We start from the raw sequence: 19,569 nt of genomic DNA, 5'->3' as shown, positions 1-19,569 counted from the left end.
CGGCCGTCACGGCCAGAGGCGCTCGCGGACCCAGCCGTCGCCGGACTTCCGGTACCGCAGCCGCACGTGCCGCCGGTCGTGACTGGCCTGCCAGAACTCGACTTCGTCCGGGTCGACGAGGTACCGCGTCCAGGTTTCCGGGGCCACGTCCGGGTTCTCCCCGACCCAGCGCTCCGCTTCCGCGGCCGCCGCCTCGAGGTCCGCCGGGTCGTGCAGCACCTGGGACTGGTGCCCGATGAACGCCTCGACGCGGGACGCCGGCGGCCGGGCGAGGAAGTCCGCCGCCGACACCTCGAGGGCGGCGGGGGAGACCGGGCCGCGCACCCGGACCTGCCGGCCACGGCCGGGCCAGAAGAACGTCAACGCGGCGCGCGGGTCCTTGTGCAGCTGCCGGCCCTTGGGGCTTTCCGCGCTGGTCGCGACCGCCCAGCCACCCGGGCCGACGTCCTTGAGGATGACCACGCGCGCGTCGGGCGCGCCGTCGGCATCCACTGTGGACAACGTGACGGCGTGCGGCGCCAGCACGTGCTCGCCGGCTTCGGTGAGCCACTCGAGGAACAACGCTTGCGGGTCCGCGGGTGCCGTTTCCGGCGTGAACACGGGGAGTTCCCCGGGAAACGACGGCCAGCCGCGCAACTGCATCATGTCAGTAACCGTACGGACCCTGCTGGGGTGCGTGCCCCGGCGGTGGGTAGACCGGCGGCTGCGGACCGGCCGGGCCGGCGTACGGCGGCAACGGCACCTGCGGCGCCGGCGCGGGCATCGGGTGCTGCGGTTGCCGCTGCGCCTGCTGCCACTGGACCTGCTGGTAGACCTCGGCGGGCTGCGGGAAGCAGTACGTCAGCTTGGCGTTGACCGAACCCTGCATCGCCGCGCCCCAGAGCTTGCCGCCGACGAACGCGTACAGCTGCCCGGCGGAGAGGTCCACCGCGACCATCCGCGTTTCGCCGCCGAACTGGTTGCCCGACTTCGCCGACGCGGCCTGCGCGGCGTCCGGGTACACGCGGCCGCCGACGAGCCCGGCGATCACGACCGACCCCGCCGTCCAGCCCATGGTGCCGGTCAGGTTCGCGCGGGCGTGCTGCGTCGCGCGGCCGGTGAAGTCGTACAGCGCCGCGGCGCTGACCTCCGGGACGGCGGCGGCGATCACGCAGTAGTTCATCGTCGTGAGCAGCACCTGCTCGGTGAACAGCCCGACGACGGCCGTGGCGGGCCCGATCTGCACGGAGTTCAGCCGGCCACCGGCCCGCTGGATGCGGTCGGCCATCGCGCCGAGGTACTGCTCGGGGGTGAGCACGCGGACATCGTCGCACGCCCGGTGGTCAAGGCGATGTCAGCCAGCGGTTTTCACACATGCTTCGTGGTTGACTGTCCGCGCTATGCGACGACTCGTACTTCTCGCGCCCGCCGTGGCCCTGCTGGCCGGCTGCAGCGCCACCATCGTGACCGGCACCGCGACGCCCAGCCCGCCCTCGGCGTCCACCGCGGCGGGCACCGGCAGCCTGCCCCCGGACCCCCAGCCGGGCGCGACGGAGGACTGCCCGTACCTCGGCAGCGAAGTCGTGGCCGAGGCGAACGGCCAGCACGTGTCGAAGGTGCGCGTGTCCGCCGACCAGCCGCACCCGGCGTGCTTCTTCTATCGCCCGGACGGGAAGATCCAGCTCACCGTCCGGGTGTACGTCGGGGACGCGAAGACGGCGACGGCGCTGGTCAACAAGGCGGCGCCGGTCGACTCGTCCAACCCGGCGAGCGACCCTTCCGGCTGGAAGGGGGGCTATTTGTCGACCGACGACGGCGCCGTCTACGCGGTGGCGAAGGGGCCGGCGGCGGTCATCGCGTCGACGAACCAGAAGCAGAGCGTCAAGGCACGCACAGTGGTCAAGAAGGCTATCGCTGCCCTGAAGCTCTAGGTAGCGACCTCCACACGGGTGAGTGATGTTGATCTTGTATTACCCTGTGCGTCACGCGCAGGCTTCGTGGACTCGCGCACCGCAGCCACCGGGGATCCCCACCCCGGGGCGGGGCACCAACTCTGCAACGACAAAGGACAAGATTCGTGGCTGACACCCTCAAGGAAATCCTGCTCGACTCCGGCCGTCGCCCGGCTGTCGTCTCCGACTTCGAGACCCTCGTCGACGCCGAGGTCTCCGACAAGGGCGGCGTCTCGGGTGCCGTCGTGAAGACCGGCTTCGCCGCGGTCAAGAAGATCAAGCCCGGCATCATCCCCTCGGCCGTCGACACGCTGCTGCCGGACTTCGCCTCCGCGCTCGAGCCGTTCTACGGCGACTACCGCGCCAAGGGCGGCAACGACTTCGGCGCCTACCTGTCCAGCCGCTCGGACGAGGCTTCCGACGCGCTGCTGAGCGTCACCGACTCCCGCGCGGAGAAGAGCAGCCGCGACAGCATCAAGAAGGTCTACGGCAAGCTGCGCCCGAACGGCAAGAAGAACGTCGAAGAGGCGCTGCCGCGTCTCGGCCAGCTGATCGACAAGCACGCCGCTGCCGTCTGATCAGCCTGAACCACCGCAAGACTGAAGAGGCCCCCGGCTGCACCCCCCGGGGGCCTCTTCGCGTCTTGTTCAGTTCTTCTTTTCGGCGGGCGCCGCGGACGGCGCCTTGCCGTTCGCCTGCGCGGTCGGCTTCGCCGGTTCGGCGGGCTTCGGCGCGGGCGGGGTGGCCTTCGGCGGCGCCGGGGCGACCGGCGGCTCCTGCTTCGACCGCAGTGCGTAGGCGGCGCCCGCGCCGACCACGACCAGGCCCAGCAGCCACGGCCACTTGCGCCGGCTGCGGGTGCCCTTGGCGGCCGACTTGGCCTCGGACAGAGCGGCGTAGAAGTCCTTCTTCGCCGCCTTGAAGTCCTTCTTGCCGCGGCGCTTCGACTCGCCGGCCGCCTTCGCGGCCTTGATGGCGGCCCTCTTCGCCTTGCGACCCGGCTTGCGCAGCTCGGACAGGCGCGCGAGCGCCTCCTGGCGAGCGGCCTTCGAGCTCTTCTTGAGCTCCTTGCGGGTCAGTTCCGTCTTCTTCGCGAGCTTCTTCTGCGCGCGCCGCCCCTGCTTGACACCCTCGGTGACGAGTTTGTCGGCGGTCTCGACGGCCTGGGCTGTCGCCCGGGACATGGGCTTCACCTCATCATTCGTTTTGACACTGCACTGTTACCCGTAACCTATCGTGCCCCTTTTCTGCGCCGCCCGCCGCAGATGGCACGATGAGGTACGTGAAAGCTACGCTGCACACCAACCAAGGTGACATCCACCTGAACCTGCTCCCGGACCACGCGCCGAAGACGGTCGCGAACTTCGTCGGGCTCGCGGAGGGCACCAAGGAGTACACCCAGCCCAACGCGGCGGGGACGAACTCCGGCCCGTTCTACGACGGTTCGATCTTCCACCGGGTCATCGACGGCTTCATGCTGCAGGGCGGCGACCCGACCGGCACCGGCCGCGGCGGCCCCGGCTACAAGTTCGGCGACGAATTCCACCCGGAGCTGCAGTTCAGCAAGCCGTACCTGCTGGCGATGGCCAACGCCGGGCCCGGCACGAACGGGTCGCAGTTCTTCATCACCGTCGCGCCGACCACGCACCTGAACTTCCGGCACACGATCTTCGGCGAGGTGGCCGACCAGGAGTCGCGCAACGTCGTCGACGCGATCGCGCGGACGTCGACCGGCCCGGCGGACCGCCCGCTGACCGACATCGTCATCGAGAAGGTCACGATCGACCACGAAGGCTGAGCGGACCGGGTTTCGGTAGGTTGGTTGCATCGTGAACCAACCGCCGAACCCCGCCGCCGAACAAGCCGCGCTCCCCGGGTGCTGGTGGCACCCGAACCGCCCGACCGGACTGAGCTGTTCCCGGTGCGGGCGTCCGGCGTGCCCGGACTGCCTCCGCGAAGCCCCCGTCGGCTTCCAGTGCACCGACTGCGTGCACGCCGGCGGCCAGGAGCAGCGCCGTCAGCACCGCGGCTACCAGGAATCCGGCTTCGGCCAGCGCACCGTCTTCGGCGCGCGGCTGTCCCAGTCGGTGCTCGTCACCCAGGTCATCCTCGCGGTGAACGTCCTGGTCTTCCTGCTCACGGTCGTCCAGGCGGGCAGCCTGACTGACAACGAACTGGCGCCGGCCTTCCAGTACGGCGCCCTCTACGGCGATGCGACCCTCGGCCACGGCGAGTGGTGGCGCATCCTGACCAACGGATTCCTGCACTACGGACCCATCCACATCGCGGTCAACATGTTCTCGCTGTGGATGATGGGCCGGTCGCTGGAGCAGGTCACCGGCCGCGGCCGCTACCTGGCGCTCTACTTCGTCTCCATGCTCGGCGCCTCGGCGTCGGTGCTGCTGTTCGGCGACCCCGCCGGGTACCCCGGCACGGCGGGCGCCTCCGGTGCGCTGTTCGGCCTCATGGGCGCCTACGCGGTCACCGTGGTCAAGCTGCGGCTCAACCCCACCGGCCTGATCATCACGCTCGCGCTGAACGCCTTCATCACCTTCGGCATCCCGGGCATTTCGATCTTCGGGCACATCGGCGGCCTGGTGACCGGGGCGCTGGTCACCGTCGCGCTGCTCTACGCCCCGGAAATCGGCCAGGTGCGCTGGCAGGCGATCGGCATCGCGATCGTCACCGTCGCGATCATCGGCCTGATCGTCTACCGGGCCTCGCAGTTCCCGCCGGAGACCTGCCAGTTCGTGCAGTTCCCGTTCGGCCGGTACTACGTCTGCGCTTAGCTCCGCAGCGTGCTGAGGACGTCCAGGACGTCCCGGGGATCCTCGCCGAGGTCGAGCCACCCGAAGACGTACAGCTCGTCTTCGTGCTCGATCTCGAGCGTGACGCCGTCGCGGCCCATCCGGCGGGTGGTGCGCAGCCGGGTGCGCGTCTGCGCCCACGGCAGCCGGTGCGTGCCGCCCAGCGTCCGGGCCACCAGGCCCTCGGTGTCGGCGGCCAGCCGGGGCCGGACGATCGTGGCGTGGGCGGCGAACGCGCCGGTGGCGACGGCCGCGAGGGCGAACAGCACCAGGCCGCCGCGGTCGCCGGTCAGCGCGTCGGTGACCACGCCGGCCAGCAGCAACGCGGTGACCGCCCAAGCCGATACCACAACGGCCTGACGAGGCGCCCAGGAGGTGGGGTAGTTATCCACAGGGGTTATCCACACTGGGGATGAGTCACACCACTGTAATTCGACGTCAAGCCGCTGATCGGAGTAATAATCAGCGCCAGCGCATCGTCATCAGGAGACCCGCGATCATCAGCGCGAACCCGCCGGCGAAGTTCCAGTTGCCGAGGTCGGCCATCCAGGAGATCTTGTCCCCGGCGATGTAGTTGACCAGCAGCCACACCAGGCCGAGCAGCATCAGCCCGAACATGGGGATCTTCCAGGCCAGGCCGGTCGGGCCGGCGGCCCGCACCTTCACCGGCGTGCGCCGGTCGGCAGGCGGGGTGTATGCGGTCTTCTTGCGGACCTTGGACTTGGGCATCGTGTGTTCCTCGCGGTGCTCTTCGGGCTCGTCTGGTGGCGATGTCCCGCTGAGGGTGCGCAACCGGCGCCACGTGCACACGTTAACGTAAACGACCGCAGGAAAGCAGCGGCCAGGAGTGGTCGGATTTCCCGGACCGTGACAAGGGCGTCACCCAGGGTTCGACGCGGGTTGAGAGGAGCTTGCGTGGCTACGCGCGAAGGACCGGACGACGACCGGCGCAGATACCCCGGACAGCCCATGCCCCCGCGCGAGCCCGTGCCGCCGCGCCAGCCACCGTCACCGGGGCGTCCCGCCACGCCCCCGCGTGGCCAGGTGCCACCCCGGCCGCCCCAGCGCGGCGCTCAGGGCCGGCCGCCCCGGCCTCCGCAAGGGCAGCCGCCCCGCCGCTACACCGGCCCGACCCCGCCGCCCGGCGCGAACGAGGAGACGGTCATCTTCGCCCCGGTCGGGAAGGGCGGCACCGCGACCGAGGAGAAGCCCGCCCCGGCCGAGCTCGGCAAGGGCGGTGTCGCGATCCGGACGGCCGGCGAGATCCTCATCACGCTGGGCCTGGTCGTGCTGCTGTTCATGGTCTACGAGCTGTACGTGACCGACCTGTTCTCGGCGGGCAAGCAGTCCGAGGCGAGTGACCAGCTCGACGGCGAGTGGGCGCACGACCGCACGCTGCACCCCGAGCTGGTCGACGGCAAGGCGTTCGCCCGCATCCACATCCCCAGCTTCGGCGTCGACTACAACTTCACCATCCAGGAGGGCACGGACGACGCGGCCCTCGAAGTCGGCCCTGGCCACTACAAGGGCACGTCGCTGCCCGGCGAGCCCGGCAACTTCGCGGTGGCCGGCCACCGCGTCGGCAAGGGTGCCCCGTTCAACGACCTGGACAACCTCTCCTCTTGTGACCAGATCGTGATCGAAACCTCCAGCGACTTCTACATCTACAAGGTCCTGCCCTACGACGACGAGATGAAGGACTGGGCCGGCGGCAAGGGCGCCGATCCGAAGTGCAAGGGCGTTTCCACCCTGCGTGACCAGAACGCCGAGGACGGCGGCGCCTACAGCGAGACCTTCGGCCGCAAGGTCGTGCTGCCCAGCCAGGGCACCGCGGTGAACCCGGTCCCGTACAAGGGCGCCGAGGTGCTGCCGAAGGCCCAGCAGGCCGCGCTGCTCACGCTCACCACCTGCCACCCGCAGTTCTCCGCCAAGGAGCGGCTCATCATCACCTCGGTGCTGACCCAGCAGGTGCCGAAGAACCAGGTCAAGGACTACGGCGACCTGCTCTCGAAGATCGGGGAGGCCTGATGTACGCCTGGATCTGGCGGAAGCTCCCCGGTCCGTTCGCGGCGAAGCTGACGATCGCGGTCGTGCTGGCGCTCGGCGTGGTCGCGCTGCTGATGTTCGTGGTGTTCCCGTGGCTGGAGCCGCGGCTGTGGTTCAACGAGGTCGCCGTCAACTGAGCCGGAACCCGCCGGGCGGGCGGTCCGTTGCCCTTCCGGGAGAGGGGGCGGGAGTGAAAACACGTCAGAAGGACCGGTCCAACCGGCCGCCGGAGGACCCGTGGAACGAGGTCGGGCCGTGGCTGTGGATGGGCGGGCATTTCCGCGCGGGTGCGGAGCCGGTCGTCGTGCGGCGCGAGTTCGAGCTCGTGCTGAGCCTCTACGAGCTTGAAGGCCACGGACCGCCGCCGGGCATCGAACACCACTTCGCCGAGATGCCGGACGGGCCGCTGACCGAGGCCCAGCTCGCCGACGTCGAGCGGTTCGCCGGGCTGGCGGCCGAGGCGGTCCGCGCGGGCCGGCGGACGCTGGTGCGCTGCCACGCCGGGCTCAACCGGTCCGGCCTGGTCGTCGCGCAGACGCTCGTCGAACTCGGGCTGGGCGTCCCGGCCGCGATCGAGCGGGTCCGGCAGCGGCGCTCGCCGTGGGCGTTGCACAACCAGCTCTTCGTCCAGTACCTCGAGGCCGGGCTGCCGACCGCGCGCCTGCTCGCCGGACTGGACGCTTGAGGTTCGGCGTCTTCCTGCGGGCCACGACCAGCCGGGTACGCGCTCAGGGGCGGCACTTCGCCTTCCGGGAGGTGCCCGGCCCCGAACGGCTCTGCGCCATCCACCCGGTCAGCGGCGCGGCCCACTGCGTCCGGACGCTGGAAACGAGCCTCCGGCGCACCGGCGTCACCCACGTGCTGATGCTCGTGGAAGCGTCGGGTACGCCGGAGGGCACGTACGCGAACATCGCGCGGATCGGCACCGAGGTGCTGCCCACGCTGCGGGCTAGCAGTCCCGCAGTTCCGGGCTCTGGTTGAGCAGCTGGCCGCGCGGCGAGACGAACGCGCGGTAGCGGTCACCGTCCACTTCGGACTGCTTGAAGACCGCGACCCGGTGGCAGTTCTGGAAGGCCAGCTTGACGCCGAAGTGCCGTTCGAGGCCGCCGCGGATCGCGTCGGAGGCCAATGCCCGCAGCAGCTGCCCGCGGGCAGCCTCGCTCGGCGGTGGCGTCTCGTTGTCGGCGAAGCCGTCGGCCGCGCCCTCGGCGTCGGCGATGACGCCGGTGATGACCTCCCACGCGTACGGCAGGGAATCCTTGACGCAGGTGACGAACTCGGCGTCGCTGACCTCCCCGCGCTCGGCCTTCTCCAGCAACGCGGGTGACACGTCCAGGGACATCGAACCTCCAGTTTGAGCAGGGCCACCCTCTTGGCTACCGGCCGGGTGGCCCGGCCACAAGAGAAAACGATGATCATCACCACTTTGGCGGAAGGCCCGGTCATTCCCAGCGGAAGAGCTTCGCCGCCAACGCCGTTCCCAGCACCGCGAAGGCGGCGAGCGCGGCCAGCTGCAGCGGCTGGACGCCGGTCCCGACCCACGCGTCCTGCAGCGGCTGCGAGCCCGGCGGCACGTAGTCGCCGATCCGGCGCAGGACCTCCGGGAGCAGCGGCCGCGGCAGGTAGACGCCACCGAAGAACATGATCGGGACGAACGTGATCATCGCGAGGCCGCCGGCACTCTTGGCCGTGCCGGCGATCGACGCCGTGATCAGGCCCAGCGAGAACGTCGAGACCACGCCGAGCAGCAGCGTCGCCGCGAACAGCAACGGGTGCTTCGGCAGCGGGACGTCGTAGACGGCGTTGGCCAGGCCGAGCACGAGCGCGATGCCGGCCAGCGCGACCACCACGTGGATCACCAGCTGGGCCACCAGCAGGTTCGCCGGGTGCACCGGGGTCGTGGCCAGCCGCCGCAGCACGCCCTGTTCGCGGTAGGTGGCGACGGCGGCCGGGATCGACTGCAGCGCCAGCATCGCGAGGCTGACGACGATCAGCGACGGCACCCAGGCGTCGATGAACCGGTACCCGCCGGCCGCCGCGCTGGGCTCGCTCATCCCCGGGATCGCGCCGATCGCGAGCAGCAGGACCGACGGCAGCAGGACGCCGGCGATCGGCATGAACGGCGACCGGAGGAAGATCTTCGTTTCGGTGGCGGTGATCTTGGTGAAGGTGCTCATCGGGCGCTCCTGGTCAGCGAGACGAACGCGTCGTCCAAAGTGGAGGCTCCGGCCGCGGCGCGGAGCTCGGTCGGGGTGCCGGTGGCGACCACGCGTCCGGCGTCGAAGATCGCGACGCGGTCGCAGAGCCGTTCGGCCTCGTCCATGAAGTGGGTGACCAGCAGGACGGTCACGCCGGTGGCGCGGACGCCTTCGACGAGCTCCCACGTTTCGCGGCGGGCGTGCGGGTCGAGCCCGGTGGTCAGCTCGTCGAGGATGGCCAGCTCCGGCCGGCCCACCAGGGCCAGCGCGATCGACACGCGTTGTTTCTGGCCGCCGGACAGCTTTCCGAAGTAGCTGCGGGCGTGGTCGCGCAGGCCGAGCTGGTCGAGCAGGACGTCGACGTCGGCGGGGTCCGGGTAGAAGGCCGCGAACAGCTCGAGGGCTTCGCGCACCCGCAGCTTCGCGGGCAGCTGGCTCTCCTGCAGCTGGACGCCGACGCGGCGGGTCAGCTCGGGGTGGTCGGCCGCCGGGTCCAGGCCGAGGACGGAGATCATACCGCCGTCGGCCCGGCGCAGGCCTTGGAGGCATTCGACGGTGGTGGTCTTCCCGGCACCGTTCGTGCCGAGGATGCCGAAGATTTCGCCGCGCTCGACGGTGAACGAAACGCCGTCGACCGCGACCCGGGTGCCGTAGCGCTTGCGGAGGTCGGTGACTTCGATGAGTGGCATGGCTCCGAACCTACGAACCGGCGGCCGCGTCCGTAATGACGTTGAAACCCCAGCTCAGGTAGCGTTTTGCTGAAGCGGGGGTGGGGCTGGGCCCACCCCGTTCGTGGGGCTTGGGGCAGTGCGCGGTCCGGCGCCGGTCGGCGAGGATCCCGGGGGAAAGGAGGTGCCGGATGCCGTACTTGCGTGCCGTCGGCCGGGCGTTCGCGCTGGCGGCGTTCGCGTTGCTCAGCTGGCTCGACGTGCTCCTCGAGCTGATCACGTTCGCGCTGCTCTGCGGCGGGCTGGTCTTCTTCTTCGGTCCCACGCTCGAATGGGCTCGCGGCCGATCGGCAGTGGCGCGGACCCTGGCTGCCCGCTGGTGCGGCGTCGAGGTCGAAACGCCGTACCACCCCGAGCCGCCGGAGCCGGTGCGCGAGCGCGACGGCTGGTACCGCGACGGCAACCAGCTCTACAAGCGGGCGTTCTGGATCAGCTGGCAGCACCGGCTCACCTGGGCGATGGAAGACCCGGCGACGGGCCGGGAATTCCAGTGGCAGCTGGTGAACCCGCTGGTCACGTTGCTGCTGCCGGTGGCCGTCCTGGTGGGCGGGCCGCGGGTGCTGCGCGGCTACGGCCGGTGGACGCGCCGGCTGCTCGGGCCCCGCCCACCCGCCGAGCCCGCCCGCAAGAACTGGCTGCACCGGCACCTCGAATCGCTGGGCCACCAGTTCGGCATCCTCGCGCTGTCCCTGGTGCAGCTGATCTTTTCGGTGCCCCAGCTGGGTATCCTCGTCTGCGCGATGCCGCTGGCGGCGCCGGTCGTGCTGTGGTGTCGCTCGATCACCGACACGCTGCGCCGCGAGGTGGAGAACTGGACCGGGGTGCGGATCCCGCGGCCGTACCTGCCGCCGCCCGCCTTGCCGGTCCCTCGCCCCGACGGGCTCTACCAGGTCGGCAGGCAGCTGTACGAGGAGCCGTTCTGGCCGGTGCAGCACGCCCGCAGGCGGTGGATCCTGCGCGATCAGGCCACCTGGCGTGACATGGCCGGCAGTGCTCTGACCTGCCTTGTTTCACTCGTGTGCACGGTGCCGGCGCTCGTGTTGTTCGGCTGGGCCATGACCGGCCTCTCGGTGCTCTGGCTGTGGCGGCCGTTCGTGTCCGCACCGGCCGAGTGGTACCCGCTGCCCGCGGTGACGACGCACCTCGGCGCACTCGCGGAGACACCGGTGCTCCTGCTGGCGTTGGTCATCGCCGTGGCGCCGGCACCGTGGCTCGCCCGGCGGCAGGCGCGGTTCGCGCGGTTGTGGTTCGGGCCGACCGAGTCGTCCCGGCTCGCCCAGCGGGTCGAACGGCTGAAGCAGACCCGCTCCGACGTCACGGTCACGCAGGCCGCCGAGCTGCGGCGGATCGAGCGCGACCTGCACGACGGCATCCAGTCGCGGCTGGTCGCGATGGGCATGAAGCTCGGCGCGGTCGAGGCGCTGGTGGACACCGATCCGGCGGCCGCGAAACGGCTCGCGGCCGAGCTGCGCGCGGCGTCGTCGGAGGCGCTCACCGAGCTGCGGGTGCTGATCCGCGGCATCCACCCGCCGGTGCTGTCCGAACGCGGGCTGCTGGACGCGGTGCGCGCGCTGGCCATGGACAGCCCGCTGAAGTCCGAGGTCACGGGCTCGCTGCCGGGGCGCGTCGAGGAGCCGGTCGAGGCGTGCGTGTACTTCGCGGTGTCGGAACTGCTGGGCAACGCGGCGAAGCACGGCGCGAAACGGGTGGCGATCGAGGTGGAGTTCGCCGACGGTCTCCTGACGGTGGTCGTGACCGACGAGGGGCCGGGCGGGGCGAATCCGGCCCGGGGTTCGGGACTGCGGGGAATCGAGCGCCGGCTGGGCGCCTTCGACGGTAGGTTGACGCTGACCAGCCCGATCGGCGGCCCGACGAAGGCGACCCTGGAGATCCCGTGTCAGCTCGACCTCGAACCCTCGTCGCCGAGGACCAGTACCTCCTCCGAGACGGCCTGACACACCTGCTGACCGCGCACGGCTTCGACGTCGTCGCGGCGGTCGGGAGCGGCCCGGAACTCGTGGCGGCCCTGCGCGCCGAACGCCCCGATGTGTCCATTGTGGACGTCAGAATGCCGCCGACGAACACCGACGAGGGCCTGCAGGCCGCGCTGGCCGCTCGCCGGGAGGTCCCCGGGCTGCCGATCCTCGTGCTCTCGCAGCACGTCGAGCAGTTGTACGCGCGCGAGCTGCTGGCCGACGGCACCGGCGCGATCGGTTACCTGCTGAAGGACCGGGTCTTCAACGCCGAGCAGTTCATCGACGCGGTCCGCCGGGTCGCCGCCGGTGGCACGGTGATGGACCCCGAGGTGATCGCGAAACTGGTGGCGGGCAACGCCTCCGACCCGCTGGCCGCCCTGACGCAGCGGGAGCGCGAGGTCCTTTCGCTGATGGCGGAAGGCTGTTCCAACGCCGCGATCGCCGCGAAGCTGCACTTCAGCGAGGGTGCGGTCGGCAAGCACACCGCGAACATCTTCGCCAAGCTCGACATCACGGCGTCGGACGACACCAACCGCCGCGTGATGGCGGTCCTCGCCTACCTCGGCGCGGGAACCTAGCCGTTCAGCAGCTCAGCCGCGCGAGACCCGCGTCATCTCCTCGCGCTCGACCACCTTGATCCGCTCCCGGCCCGCCGCCGAGCCCAGCGACTTCTCGTGCGCGTCCAGGCGGCCCCAGCCGTCCCAGTTGGTGAACGGGATTCCGCGTGCTTCGAGGAAGTCGAGGATCGCGTCGGGGGACGTGAACCTCGGTGCCGCCAGCGTGTCCGCGTCCGCCAGGAGGCTCGCGATCGTCTCCGCCGCGTCGCCCTTCGTGTGGCCGATCAGGCCGATCGGGCCGCGCTTGATCCAGCCCGTGACGTACACGCCCGGCAGCTGGTTCTCGTCCAGGTCCAGCACCCGGCCGGCCTGGTTGGGCACCACGCCCGCGACGTGGTCGAACGGGAGCTCCGGCAGGTGCGACGACAGGTAGCCGACCGCGCGGTACACCGCCTGGACGTCCCAGTCGTGGAATTCGCCGGTGCCGCGGACGTTTCCGTCGCCGGTCAGTTCGGTCCGCTCGGTGCGCAGGCCGGTGACGCGGCCGTCCTCGCCGACGATTTCGGCCGGTGAGTGGAAGAAGTGCAGGTGCAGCCGCCGCGGCCGGGTGCCCGGCTCGCGGATCGCCCACTCCTGCAGCGTCTTCACGACCATGTCGATCTGCTTCGACGCCCGCAGCGCGGCGATGCTGCCGTCGTCGAACTCGATGTCCTCGGGGTACACGATGACCTCGACGTTCGGCGAGTGGTCCAGCTCCCGCAGCTCCAGCGGCGTGAACTTCGCCTGCGCCGGGCCGCGGCGGCCGAACACGTGCACGTCCGTCACCGGGCTGGCCTTGAGCCCCTGGTAGACGTTGTCCGGGATGTCGGTGGTCAGCAGTTCGTCGGCCGTCTTCGCCAGCACCCGCGCCACGTCCAGGGCGACGTTCCCGACGCCGAGGACGGCGACCGAGGAAGCGGTCAGCGGCCAGGTGCGCGGGACGTCCGGGTGGCCGTCGTACCAGGAGACGAAGTCGGCGGCGCCGTAGCTGCCGTCCAGGTCGATGCCCGGGATGTCCAGCGCGCGGTCGGTGGACGCGCCGGTGGAGAAGATCACCGCGTCGTAGAACTCGCGCAGCTCGTCGAGCTTGATGTCGGTGCCGTAGTCGATGTTGCCCAGCAGCCGGACGTTCGGCTTCGAGAGCACCTTCTCCAGCGCCGTCACGATGCCCTTGATGCGCGGGTGATCGGGTGCGACGCCGTACCGGATCAGCCCGAAGGGCGCGGGCATCCGCTCGAACAGGTCGATCGAGACGTCGGCGTCGGACTTGTCCAGGATGTCGGCGGCGTAGATCCCGGCGGGACCGGCACCCACCACGGCTACACGAAGAGATCGGCTCACTCGCTCCACGGTAAGTTAGGATCACCTAACCTAAAATGTGATTTGGCGTACGGTCCACCAGGTGGGAGCCGGTAAGCTCGGCGCCATGCGCGTTCTCGTCGTCGACAACTACGACAGCTTCGTCTACAACCTGGTCCAGTACCTGGCCCAGCTCGGCGCCGACTGCACGGTCTGGCGCAACGACGTCGTGGACCTCGACCGCGTGCCCGAGTTCGACGCCGTGCTCGTCTCGCCGGGCCCCGGCACCCCCGAACGCGCTGGTCAGAGCATGGACGTCATCCGCAAGTGCGCCGAGACGCGCACCCCGATGCTCGGCGTCTGCCTCGGTCACCAGGCGCTCGGCGTGGTCTACGGCGCGACCGTCGACCGCGCGCCCGAGCTGCTCCACGGCAAGACGAGCCGGGTGCGGCACACCGGCGAAGGCATCCTCAAGGACCTGCCCGAGGAATTCACGGCCACCCGGTACCACTCCCTGACTGTGGTGCCGGACACGATTCCGGACGCCGTCTTCGAGATCACCGGGCGCACCGAGTCCGGCATCGTGATGGGCATGCGCCACCGCGAGCTGCCCCTCGAAGGTGTCCAGTTCCACCCCGAGTCCGTGCTCACCGAGGGCGGCCACCGGATGCTCGCGAACTGGCTGGCCGCCGCGGGGCACCCCGTCGAGCCGGCCCGGGTGAACGAGCTCGAGCGGGCGACCAAGGCGCTCCAGAAGGCCGCTGTTGCGTGATCCGGCTCGAGGGGGTCGGCAAGCGGTACGGGCGCGGTGACTTCGTCCTGCGCGACGTCGACCTGACCGTCGAGCCCGGGCGTGTCGTCGGCATCCTCGGCAGCAACGGCTCCGGGAAGTCGACGCTGCTGCGGATCATGGCCGGCGTCTCGCACGCGACCACCGGGTCGCTCACCGGCACCCCGCGGATCGGCTACCTGCCGGACCGCTTCCCGGCCGGCCAGCGCATGGGCGCCCGCGCCTACCTGCGGCACATGGCGCGCATCCACGGGCTCGCCGACCTCTCGGTGATCGACCCGCTGCTCGAACGGCTCGCCCTCGTCGGCGGCCCGGCGGCGCCGCTGCGCACCCTGTCCAAGGGCAACGCGCAGAAAGTCGGGCTCGCGCAGGCCGTGATGGTCCGGCCCGACCTGCTGATCCTCGACGAGCCGTGGTCCGGGCTGGACGTCGGGACGCACGCCATCCTCGGCGAGCTCGTCGCCGAGACGCGGGCGCGGGGCGCGAGCGTCGTGTTCACCGACCACCGGCCGCAGGTGGTGCACGACCACGCCGACGTCGTCCACCTCATGGATTCCGGAAGGCTCACGGCGGAAAGCGCGGAGCCGACCACGCGGATCGTCCTGCGCGGCGACGGCACCGGCTGGGCGGACGAACCCGGCGTGCGGCACGCCGTTACCGAAGGCCCGCACGTGGTGTTGACGGTCGAAGTGGCCCGCGTCGACGCGGTGCTGCTGCGGGCGCTCGAAGACGGCTGGTCGGTGCGGGAGGTGGCACCGTGCTCGCCCTGACGCGGTACTACCTGGCCCTGCTCGGCCATTCGCAGCGGTACCTGCCGGCGTTGCTGGCCTACCTCGCGCTGTGCGTGATCCTCTACGCCGACCCGCATTCGCCGCCGCTGCCCCTGTTCGGCGTCAGCGCCGGCGGGTTGCTGGTCGTCTCGTGCTGGCTGACGATCGCGCTGCTCGACATCGAAGATCCGGTGCAGCGCCTGGTGACCCTGAGCCACGCGCGCCGGTGGCGCCGGATGATCACCGGCGCGATCCTCACCGTGCTGGCCTGTTCGCTGGTCCTCACCGCGATCACCGAAGTGTGGTCGGCGCTCAAGTCGTTCAAGGTCCAGCCGTCCGCGCTCGGCATCGGATTGCTCGCCCACCTCGCGTGCGCGGTGCTGGGTATCGCGATCGCGCTCCCGTGCTCGCGCCTGCTGGTCCACCGCATCGGCTGGACGGTGCTCGCCGCGGTGATCACGCTCGTCGTCGTCCTGCTGGCGAAGATCCCCCTGGTCCACCCGCTCCTGCACGCCCTGACCGACGACGAGCCGGTCGCCGGTCCGCTGGTCCTGGCGCTGGTGACGGCGGCGGCGATGCTGGCCGTCAGTTACTTCGCCGTTTCGGCGCTCGTGAGCCGCCGGTCCTGACGGCAAATTGCAGAATTCGATTTCCTTCCCGGGCTTCCAGTGGGACCGCGCGGCCGACTAAGGTTCGTGGCCTCTCCGGTTCTGGGCGAAGGGAGATCGGGTGACGGCTGGGATCGTCGCGATCACCGTGCCAAACTCCGGCGGCGAGCTTCCGGAACTCGCCGACTGGCTGCGCGGCGAAGACGAACTCCGCGGCCGCGTCCAGGTTTTCGACGCCGTCGTGGTCGGCGTTTCGAGCACCTCCGCCGACGTCTTCTGCCGCTCTCTCTTCGCGTGGCTGGGGCGGTTCCGGGAAACCCGCGTCTCGCTGAAGGTCAAACGCTCGGGCGCGGCCGAGGAACTCGAGCTCGATTTCGGTGCCGCGAGCGACGCCGCTCAGGTTCTCGGTGCCGTGCAAGGGTTCCTCGACCAGTCCTGACCCTCCTGACCGACGGAAAAGGCCCGCACGGCGAACCGTGCGGGCCTTTCTCGTTGCTCGCTAGTTGGAGGTTTTCGTCGGGGTGGGGAAGGTGATGGACGGGAACCCGTTGCCTTCCGACACGTTGATCGTGACGTTCTGATCGCGGTTGATCATCGTGCCGGCGGACGGGTTCTGACCCGTGATCGTGCCCTCGGGCGCATTGCTGTTCTTGTCGGACTTCTGGTTGAACTTGCCGGTCCAGCCCATGCTCGACAGCTTGTCCCCCGCCTGGTCGACAGTCATCCCGGCCAGGGTCGGCATCTGGATCTGGCTCGAGCTGTCCGGACCGGTCGACACGGTCAGCACGATCTGGCTGCCCACCGCGAGCTGCCCACCGTTCGGGTTCTGGGTGATGACCGTGTCCTTCGGCACCGTTTCCGAGGCCTGGTCGACCCGCCTCGTCGTGAAGCCCTGGCTCTCCAGCGACGACTTGGCCTTCGAGTACGCCTGGTTGGTGAAGTCGGTGACCGTCTTGAGCTGCTTCGACTTGCCGATCGTGATCTTCACGCTGGAGCCCTGGTCGACCGCGGTACCGGCGACCGGGTTCTGCGTCTGCACCAGACCGGCCTGGTTCGGGTCGCTTACGTCGGTCTCCTGGACGTTCGTGTCGAGGATCAGCTTCGCGTCGGCGAGTGCCTGCTCGGCCTGGTCACGCGACTTGCCCTTGAGGTCGGGGACGTTCGACTTGCCCGGCGCGACGCCGACGTACAGCGTGATCGTCGTGTTGGGCGCGACCGAAACCCCCACCGCCGGATCGACCTTGACCACCCGGTTGACGTCGTCCTGGGTGCACGACGGGCTGCCGTCGGTCGGCTGCACCCCGCAGGTCACCTGCTTCTGGTCGACCTTGCCGTTGAACCCGTTGCTGCTCAGCATCTCCCGCGCCTGCGGGACGGTCTGGTGCACCACGTTGGGGATCGCCACGGTGCTCGCGTCGTTGCTCTTGAACGCGTTCGACAGCCACATGATCAGCAGCACCGCGCCCAGCACGAACACCGCGGCCACCGCGGCCAGGATCGCGCGACGCCGTCGCTTGGCCTTCGGGTCCTCGTCGTCCGGCTCGCTGTACTCGTCGTAGCGCTGCGGCTGCCGCCGGTCGGCGTTCATCACCTGCGTGCGCTCGTCTTCGGACATCACCATCGGCGCCACCGGGCGCTGGCCCGAGAGCGTGCGCACCAGGTCCGAGCGCATCTCCGCCGCCGACTGGTAGCGGTTCGCCGGGCCCTTGGCCAGCGCCTTCAGCACGACGGCGTCCAGCTCCGGCGCCACCGCCGGGTTCACCGCCGACGGCGCGCTGGGGTCTTCCCGGACGTGCTGGTAGGCGACCGCGACCGGGGAGTCCCCGGTGAACGGCGGCTCGCCGGTGATCAGCTCGTACAGCACGCACCCGGCGGCGTAGACGTCGGAGCGTGCGTCGACGGACTCGCCGCGGGCCTGCTCCGGCGAAAGGTACTGCGCCGTGCCGATCACCGCGGCCGTCTGGGTCATGGCGGACTGGCCGTCGTGCATCGCGCGTGCGATGCCGAAGTCCATCACCTTGACCGCGCCGTTCTTCGTGATCATCACGTTGGCCGGCTTGACGTCGCGGTGCACGATGCCGTGGCGGTGCGAGAAGTCCAGTGCCGCGCAGACGTCGGCCATGACCTCCATCGCCCGCTTCTGCGACATCGGGCCTTCGGTCTTGACGATGTCGCGCAGCGTCCGGCCTTCGACGTACTCCATGACGATGTACGGCAGCGGCCCGAACTCGGCGTTCGCCTCACCGGTGTCGTAGACCGCGACGATCGCCGGGTGGTTCAGCGCGGCGGCGTTCTGCGCTTCACGGCGGAAGCGTTCCAGGAACTGCGGGTCCCTGGCGAGGTCGGCACGGAGGATCTTGATCGCGACTTCCCGGCCGAGACGCACGTCGTGGCCGTGGTGGACCTCGGACATGCCTCCGTAGCCGAGCGTTTCGCCCAGCTCGTACCGGTTGGAGAGCAGTCTGGGTGTGCTCATCTCTGGATGCCGTTCCATTCCGTCCAAGGTGTGGTCATGATGCCTTGCCGGCCATCGTCGGTCGTCGTGCCGGGACTGTCCGCCGGGTAGCCGCTCGAGGACTGCTCCGCGGGCACCTGTCTGCCCGGGACCACCTGGCTCTGCGGCTGGCCGTTCTGCGGCGGCGAGCCGTTGCCGCCGCCCAGCATCTTCGCCACCAGCACGATGCCCGCGACCAGGACAACGAGCAGGATCGCCGCGAGAAGCGCCCACCAGCCCCACTGCGTCTTCCGCCGGGGGGCCGGCAGCATGACCTGCCGCGGGGCCGGCCGGGACGGCGGGCCGATGGCGATCATCGGGTTCATCGCGGGTGACGGCGGGCCACCCGGCATCTGCTGCTGCGGCGGAAGCTGCTGCGGGGGGATCGGCACCGGCATCGACGGCGGTGGCGGCATCTGCTGCGGTGGCGGTTGCTGGGGCTGCTGCCCGGTCGCGTACGTGGCGTTCACCAGTCCGGACGGCGTGGGCAGCGGCAGCCCGGCGCGGACCGCGGAGACAGCGGCCGCGAACTCGCCGCCGTCGTTGTAACGCTGCCGCGGATCCTTGATCAGGGTCGCCTCGATCACCGCGCGCGCCGCGGGCGGCACGTCCGGTGGCAGCGGCGGCGGGATGTCGCGGATGTGCATCATCGCGACCGTCACGGCGTTCTCGGACAGGAACGGCCGGTGCCCGGCGAGGCATTCGTAGCCGCACACCGCCAGCGAGTAGACGTCGGACGCCGGCTCGGCCGGTTGCCCGAGCGCCTGCTCCGGGGCGATGTAGTGCGCGGTGCCCATGACCATGCCGGACCGCGTGACCGGGGCCGCGTCGGCCGCCTTCGCCACGCCGAAGTCGGTGATCTTCACCTGCCCGGCCGACGTCACCAGGATGTTGCCCGGCTTGACGTCGCGGTGGACCAGGCCGTGGGAGTGCGCGGCCTGCAGCGCGTTGCCCGCCTGCTCGAGCATGTCGAGCGTGAACTCCGCCGACAGCCGCCCGTGCTTGGCCAGCAGCCCGGCCAGCGGGTCACCGTCGACGAGCTCCATCACCAGGTAGGCGATCGGCAGGTCGCCGTCGAAGATGGTCTCGCCGTAGTCGTGCACCGCGGCGATGCCGGGGTGGTTCAGGGACGCCGTCATCCGCGCTTCGGTGCGGAAGCGGTGGAGGAACTCGGCGTCGCCGGAGAGTTCGGCCTTGAGGATCTTGACGGCCACGGTCCGGTCGAGCCGGGTGTCGCTGGCCTGCCAGACCTCGCCCATCCCGCCGACGGCGATCCGGCTCGTCAGCTTGTAGCGGTCGGCCAGCAGCTGACCGGAGGACAGCATG

The 19,569-nt window shown here is 70.4% G+C and carries 25 protein-coding genes; 14 read left to right on the top strand and 11 right to left on the bottom strand.

Going from position 1 to position 19,569, the window contains the following annotated elements:
• Positions 1-6: 6 nt before the first annotated feature.
• Entirely contained in the window at positions 7-645 is a 639-nt protein-coding gene (locus AB0M30_RS01385) for a pyridoxal 5'-phosphate synthase (protein WP_364578420.1), read from the bottom strand.
• 1 nt (position 646) lies between these two features.
• Positions 647-1,297: a hypothetical protein gene (locus tag AB0M30_RS01380; protein WP_364578417.1), complete on the bottom strand. Its 651-nt coding sequence runs from the start codon at positions 1,295-1,297 to the stop codon at positions 647-649.
• Between the two features lie 82 nt (positions 1,298-1,379).
• Between AB0M30_RS01380 and AB0M30_RS01375 the strand changes: the two genes are divergently transcribed.
• Positions 1,380-1,910, top strand: coding sequence for a DUF2020 domain-containing protein (locus AB0M30_RS01375; RefSeq protein ID WP_364578414.1), 531 nt, complete (start codon positions 1,380-1,382; stop codon positions 1,908-1,910).
• A 146-nt stretch (positions 1,911-2,056) separates the two neighbouring features.
• Complete coding sequence (locus AB0M30_RS01370; protein WP_103338176.1) at positions 2,057-2,509, top strand: hypothetical protein; 453 nt, start codon at positions 2,057-2,059, stop codon at positions 2,507-2,509.
• Positions 2,510-2,578: 69 nt separating this feature from the next.
• Here the strand turns inward: AB0M30_RS01370 and AB0M30_RS01365 are convergent, their stop codons facing one another.
• On the bottom strand, positions 2,579-3,115 hold the full coding sequence (locus tag AB0M30_RS01365) for a hypothetical protein (RefSeq protein ID WP_364578411.1): 537 nt from the start codon (positions 3,113-3,115) through the stop codon (positions 2,579-2,581).
• Between the two features lie 89 nt (positions 3,116-3,204).
• On the opposite strand from AB0M30_RS01365, the gene AB0M30_RS01360 reads away from it, so the two are divergent.
• Positions 3,205-3,729 carry a peptidylprolyl isomerase gene (locus AB0M30_RS01360; RefSeq protein ID WP_199191279.1) on the top strand — a complete coding sequence of 175 codons (525 nt, stop codon included), beginning with the start codon at positions 3,205-3,207 and terminating at the stop codon, positions 3,727-3,729.
• Between the two features lie 31 nt (positions 3,730-3,760).
• Positions 3,761-4,720 carry a rhomboid family intramembrane serine protease gene (locus tag AB0M30_RS01355; RefSeq protein WP_364578408.1) on the top strand — a complete coding sequence of 320 codons (960 nt, stop codon included), beginning with the start codon at positions 3,761-3,763 and terminating at the stop codon, positions 4,718-4,720.
• On the opposite strand, the gene AB0M30_RS01350 is transcribed toward AB0M30_RS01355, so the two are convergent.
• Together AB0M30_RS01350 and crgA are read right to left on the bottom strand one after the other, a co-directional pair.
• The gene (locus AB0M30_RS01350; protein WP_364578406.1) at positions 4,717-5,130 is read right to left on the bottom strand and encodes a PH domain-containing protein; all 414 of its coding nucleotides are present in this window, start codon (positions 5,128-5,130) and stop codon (positions 4,717-4,719) included. The genes AB0M30_RS01355 and AB0M30_RS01350 overlap by 4 nt on opposite strands.
• 70 nt (positions 5,131-5,200) lie before the next feature.
• Positions 5,201-5,467, bottom strand: a complete 267-nt coding sequence (crgA, locus tag AB0M30_RS01345) for a cell division protein CrgA (protein WP_043787021.1) — start codon at positions 5,465-5,467, stop codon at positions 5,201-5,203.
• A 240-nt stretch (positions 5,468-5,707) separates the two neighbouring features.
• Here crgA and AB0M30_RS01340 point away from each other — a divergent pair, with 240 nt between their 5' ends.
• Genes AB0M30_RS01340 through AB0M30_RS01325 form a run of 4 tightly spaced genes read left to right on the top strand, consistent with a single transcriptional unit; the run spans position 5,708 to position 7,765 of the window.
• On the top strand, positions 5,708-6,766 hold the full coding sequence (locus tag AB0M30_RS01340) for a class E sortase (protein ID WP_364578751.1): 1,059 nt from the start codon (positions 5,708-5,710) through the stop codon (positions 6,764-6,766).
• Positions 6,766-6,921, top strand: coding sequence for a hypothetical protein (locus tag AB0M30_RS01335; RefSeq protein WP_003079060.1), 156 nt, complete (start codon positions 6,766-6,768; stop codon positions 6,919-6,921). The genes AB0M30_RS01340 and AB0M30_RS01335 overlap by 1 nt, the downstream gene beginning before the upstream one ends.
• Positions 6,922-6,974: 53 nt before the next feature.
• On the top strand, positions 6,975-7,469 hold the full coding sequence (locus AB0M30_RS01330) for a protein phosphatase (protein WP_364578403.1): 495 nt from the start codon (positions 6,975-6,977) through the stop codon (positions 7,467-7,469).
• Complete coding sequence (locus AB0M30_RS01325; RefSeq protein WP_364578400.1) at positions 7,466-7,765, top strand: hypothetical protein; 300 nt, start codon at positions 7,466-7,468, stop codon at positions 7,763-7,765. Before AB0M30_RS01330 ends, AB0M30_RS01325 begins: the two co-directional genes overlap by 4 nt.
• Here AB0M30_RS01325 and AB0M30_RS01320 read toward each other — a convergent pair.
• From AB0M30_RS01320 to AB0M30_RS01310, 3 genes are all read right to left on the bottom strand, one after another.
• The gene (locus AB0M30_RS01320) at positions 7,734-8,126 is read right to left on the bottom strand and encodes an SCO5389 family protein (RefSeq protein WP_364578397.1); all 393 of its coding nucleotides are present in this window, start codon (positions 8,124-8,126) and stop codon (positions 7,734-7,736) included. The genes AB0M30_RS01325 and AB0M30_RS01320 overlap by 32 nt on opposite strands.
• A 100-nt stretch (positions 8,127-8,226) precedes the next feature.
• Positions 8,227-8,961, bottom strand: a complete 735-nt coding sequence (locus AB0M30_RS01315; protein ID WP_364578395.1) for an ABC transporter permease — start codon at positions 8,959-8,961, stop codon at positions 8,227-8,229.
• On the bottom strand, positions 8,958-9,671 hold the full coding sequence (locus tag AB0M30_RS01310; protein ID WP_364578393.1) for an ABC transporter ATP-binding protein: 714 nt from the start codon (positions 9,669-9,671) through the stop codon (positions 8,958-8,960). The genes AB0M30_RS01315 and AB0M30_RS01310 overlap by 4 nt, the downstream gene beginning before the upstream one ends.
• 170 nt (positions 9,672-9,841) lie before the next feature.
• On the opposite strand from AB0M30_RS01310, the gene AB0M30_RS01305 reads away from it, so the two are divergent.
• Together AB0M30_RS01305 and AB0M30_RS01300 are read left to right on the top strand one after the other, a co-directional pair.
• Complete coding sequence (locus tag AB0M30_RS01305; RefSeq protein ID WP_364578390.1) at positions 9,842-11,665, top strand: histidine kinase; 1,824 nt, start codon at positions 9,842-9,844, stop codon at positions 11,663-11,665.
• Positions 11,605-12,264, top strand: a complete 660-nt coding sequence (locus AB0M30_RS01300) for a response regulator transcription factor (protein WP_364578387.1) — start codon at positions 11,605-11,607, stop codon at positions 12,262-12,264. Before AB0M30_RS01305 ends, AB0M30_RS01300 begins: the two co-directional genes overlap by 61 nt.
• 12 nt (positions 12,265-12,276) lie before the next feature.
• Here AB0M30_RS01300 and AB0M30_RS01295 read toward each other — a convergent pair whose 3' ends face one another.
• Positions 12,277-13,596 (bottom strand): FAD-dependent oxidoreductase, encoded by a 1,320-nt coding sequence (locus AB0M30_RS01295; RefSeq protein ID WP_364578749.1) that lies wholly within the window; start codon positions 13,594-13,596, stop codon positions 12,277-12,279.
• A gap of 112 nt (positions 13,597-13,708) precedes the next feature.
• On the opposite strand from AB0M30_RS01295, the gene AB0M30_RS01290 reads away from it, so the two are divergent.
• The 4 genes from AB0M30_RS01290 (at position 13,709) to AB0M30_RS01275 (ending at position 16,188) form a co-directional block, all read left to right on the top strand.
• Positions 13,709-14,353 (top strand): aminodeoxychorismate/anthranilate synthase component II, encoded by a 645-nt coding sequence (locus AB0M30_RS01290; protein ID WP_364578384.1) that lies wholly within the window; start codon positions 13,709-13,711, stop codon positions 14,351-14,353.
• Positions 14,350-15,141, top strand: a complete 792-nt coding sequence (locus tag AB0M30_RS01285; RefSeq protein WP_364578382.1) for an ABC transporter ATP-binding protein — start codon at positions 14,350-14,352, stop codon at positions 15,139-15,141. The genes AB0M30_RS01290 and AB0M30_RS01285 overlap by 4 nt, the downstream gene beginning before the upstream one ends.
• Positions 15,129-15,770, top strand: a complete 642-nt coding sequence (locus AB0M30_RS01280) for a hypothetical protein (RefSeq protein WP_364578379.1) — start codon at positions 15,129-15,131, stop codon at positions 15,768-15,770. Before AB0M30_RS01285 ends, AB0M30_RS01280 begins: the two co-directional genes overlap by 13 nt.
• Positions 15,771-15,870: 100 nt before the next feature.
• Positions 15,871-16,188 carry a hypothetical protein gene (locus AB0M30_RS01275; protein WP_103338162.1) on the top strand — a complete coding sequence of 106 codons (318 nt, stop codon included), beginning with the start codon at positions 15,871-15,873 and terminating at the stop codon, positions 16,186-16,188.
• 60 nt (positions 16,189-16,248) lie between these two features.
• Here the strand turns inward: AB0M30_RS01275 and pknB are convergent, their stop codons facing one another.
• Both pknB and AB0M30_RS01265 read right to left on the bottom strand, forming a co-directional pair.
• On the bottom strand, positions 16,249-18,225 hold the full coding sequence (gene pknB, locus AB0M30_RS01270; protein WP_364578376.1) for a Stk1 family PASTA domain-containing Ser/Thr kinase: 1,977 nt from the start codon (positions 18,223-18,225) through the stop codon (positions 16,249-16,251).
• Complete coding sequence (locus AB0M30_RS01265) at positions 18,222-19,568, bottom strand: serine/threonine-protein kinase (RefSeq protein ID WP_364578374.1); 1,347 nt, start codon at positions 19,566-19,568, stop codon at positions 18,222-18,224. The genes pknB and AB0M30_RS01265 overlap by 4 nt, the downstream gene beginning before the upstream one ends.
• Between the last annotated feature and the right edge of the window lies 1 nt (position 19,569).

It is taken from the genome of Amycolatopsis sp. NPDC051716 (genome assembly GCF_040681595.1).
Taxonomy (GTDB): Bacteria; Actinomycetota; Actinomycetes; order Mycobacteriales; family Pseudonocardiaceae; genus Amycolatopsis.
This window is presented reverse-complemented; position numbering and strand designations above follow the sequence as displayed.

Bases quoted from the DNA above. Each gene is read 5' to 3' on its own strand.
- AB0M30_RS01385 (WP_364578420.1), bottom strand. From the start codon at position 645: ATGATGCAGTTGCGCGGCTGGCCGTCGTTTCCCGGGGAACTCCCCGTG.
- AB0M30_RS01375 (WP_364578414.1), top strand. From the start codon at position 1,380: ATGCGACGACTCGTACTTCTCGCGCCCGCCGTGGCCCTGCTGGCCGGC.
- AB0M30_RS01365 (WP_364578411.1), bottom strand. From the start codon at position 3,115: ATGTCCCGGGCGACAGCCCAGGCCGTCGAGACCGCCGACAAACTCGTC.
- AB0M30_RS01360 (WP_199191279.1), top strand. From the start codon at position 3,205: ATGAGGTACGTGAAAGCTACGCTGCACACCAACCAAGGTGACATCCAC.
- crgA (WP_043787021.1), bottom strand. From the start codon at position 5,467: ATGCCCAAGTCCAAGGTCCGCAAGAAGACCGCATACACCCCGCCTGCC.
- AB0M30_RS01340 (WP_364578751.1), top strand. From the start codon at position 5,708: ATGCCCCCGCGCGAGCCCGTGCCGCCGCGCCAGCCACCGTCACCGGGG.
- AB0M30_RS01335 (WP_003079060.1), top strand. From the start codon at position 6,766: ATGTACGCCTGGATCTGGCGGAAGCTCCCCGGTCCGTTCGCGGCGAAG.
- AB0M30_RS01320 (WP_364578397.1), bottom strand. From the start codon at position 8,126: ATGTCCCTGGACGTGTCACCCGCGTTGCTGGAGAAGGCCGAGCGCGGG.
- AB0M30_RS01315 (WP_364578395.1), bottom strand. From the start codon at position 8,961: ATGAGCACCTTCACCAAGATCACCGCCACCGAAACGAAGATCTTCCTC.
- AB0M30_RS01310 (WP_364578393.1), bottom strand. From the start codon at position 9,671: ATGCCACTCATCGAAGTCACCGACCTCCGCAAGCGCTACGGCACCCGG.
- AB0M30_RS01305 (WP_364578390.1), top strand. From the start codon at position 9,842: ATGCCGTACTTGCGTGCCGTCGGCCGGGCGTTCGCGCTGGCGGCGTTC.
- AB0M30_RS01290 (WP_364578384.1), top strand. From the start codon at position 13,709: ATGCGCGTTCTCGTCGTCGACAACTACGACAGCTTCGTCTACAACCTG.
- pknB (WP_364578376.1), bottom strand. From the start codon at position 18,225: ATGAGCACACCCAGACTGCTCTCCAACCGGTACGAGCTGGGCGAAACG.
- AB0M30_RS01265 (WP_364578374.1), bottom strand. From the start codon at position 19,568: ATGCTGTCCTCCGGTCAGCTGCTGGCCGACCGCTACAAGCTGACGAGC.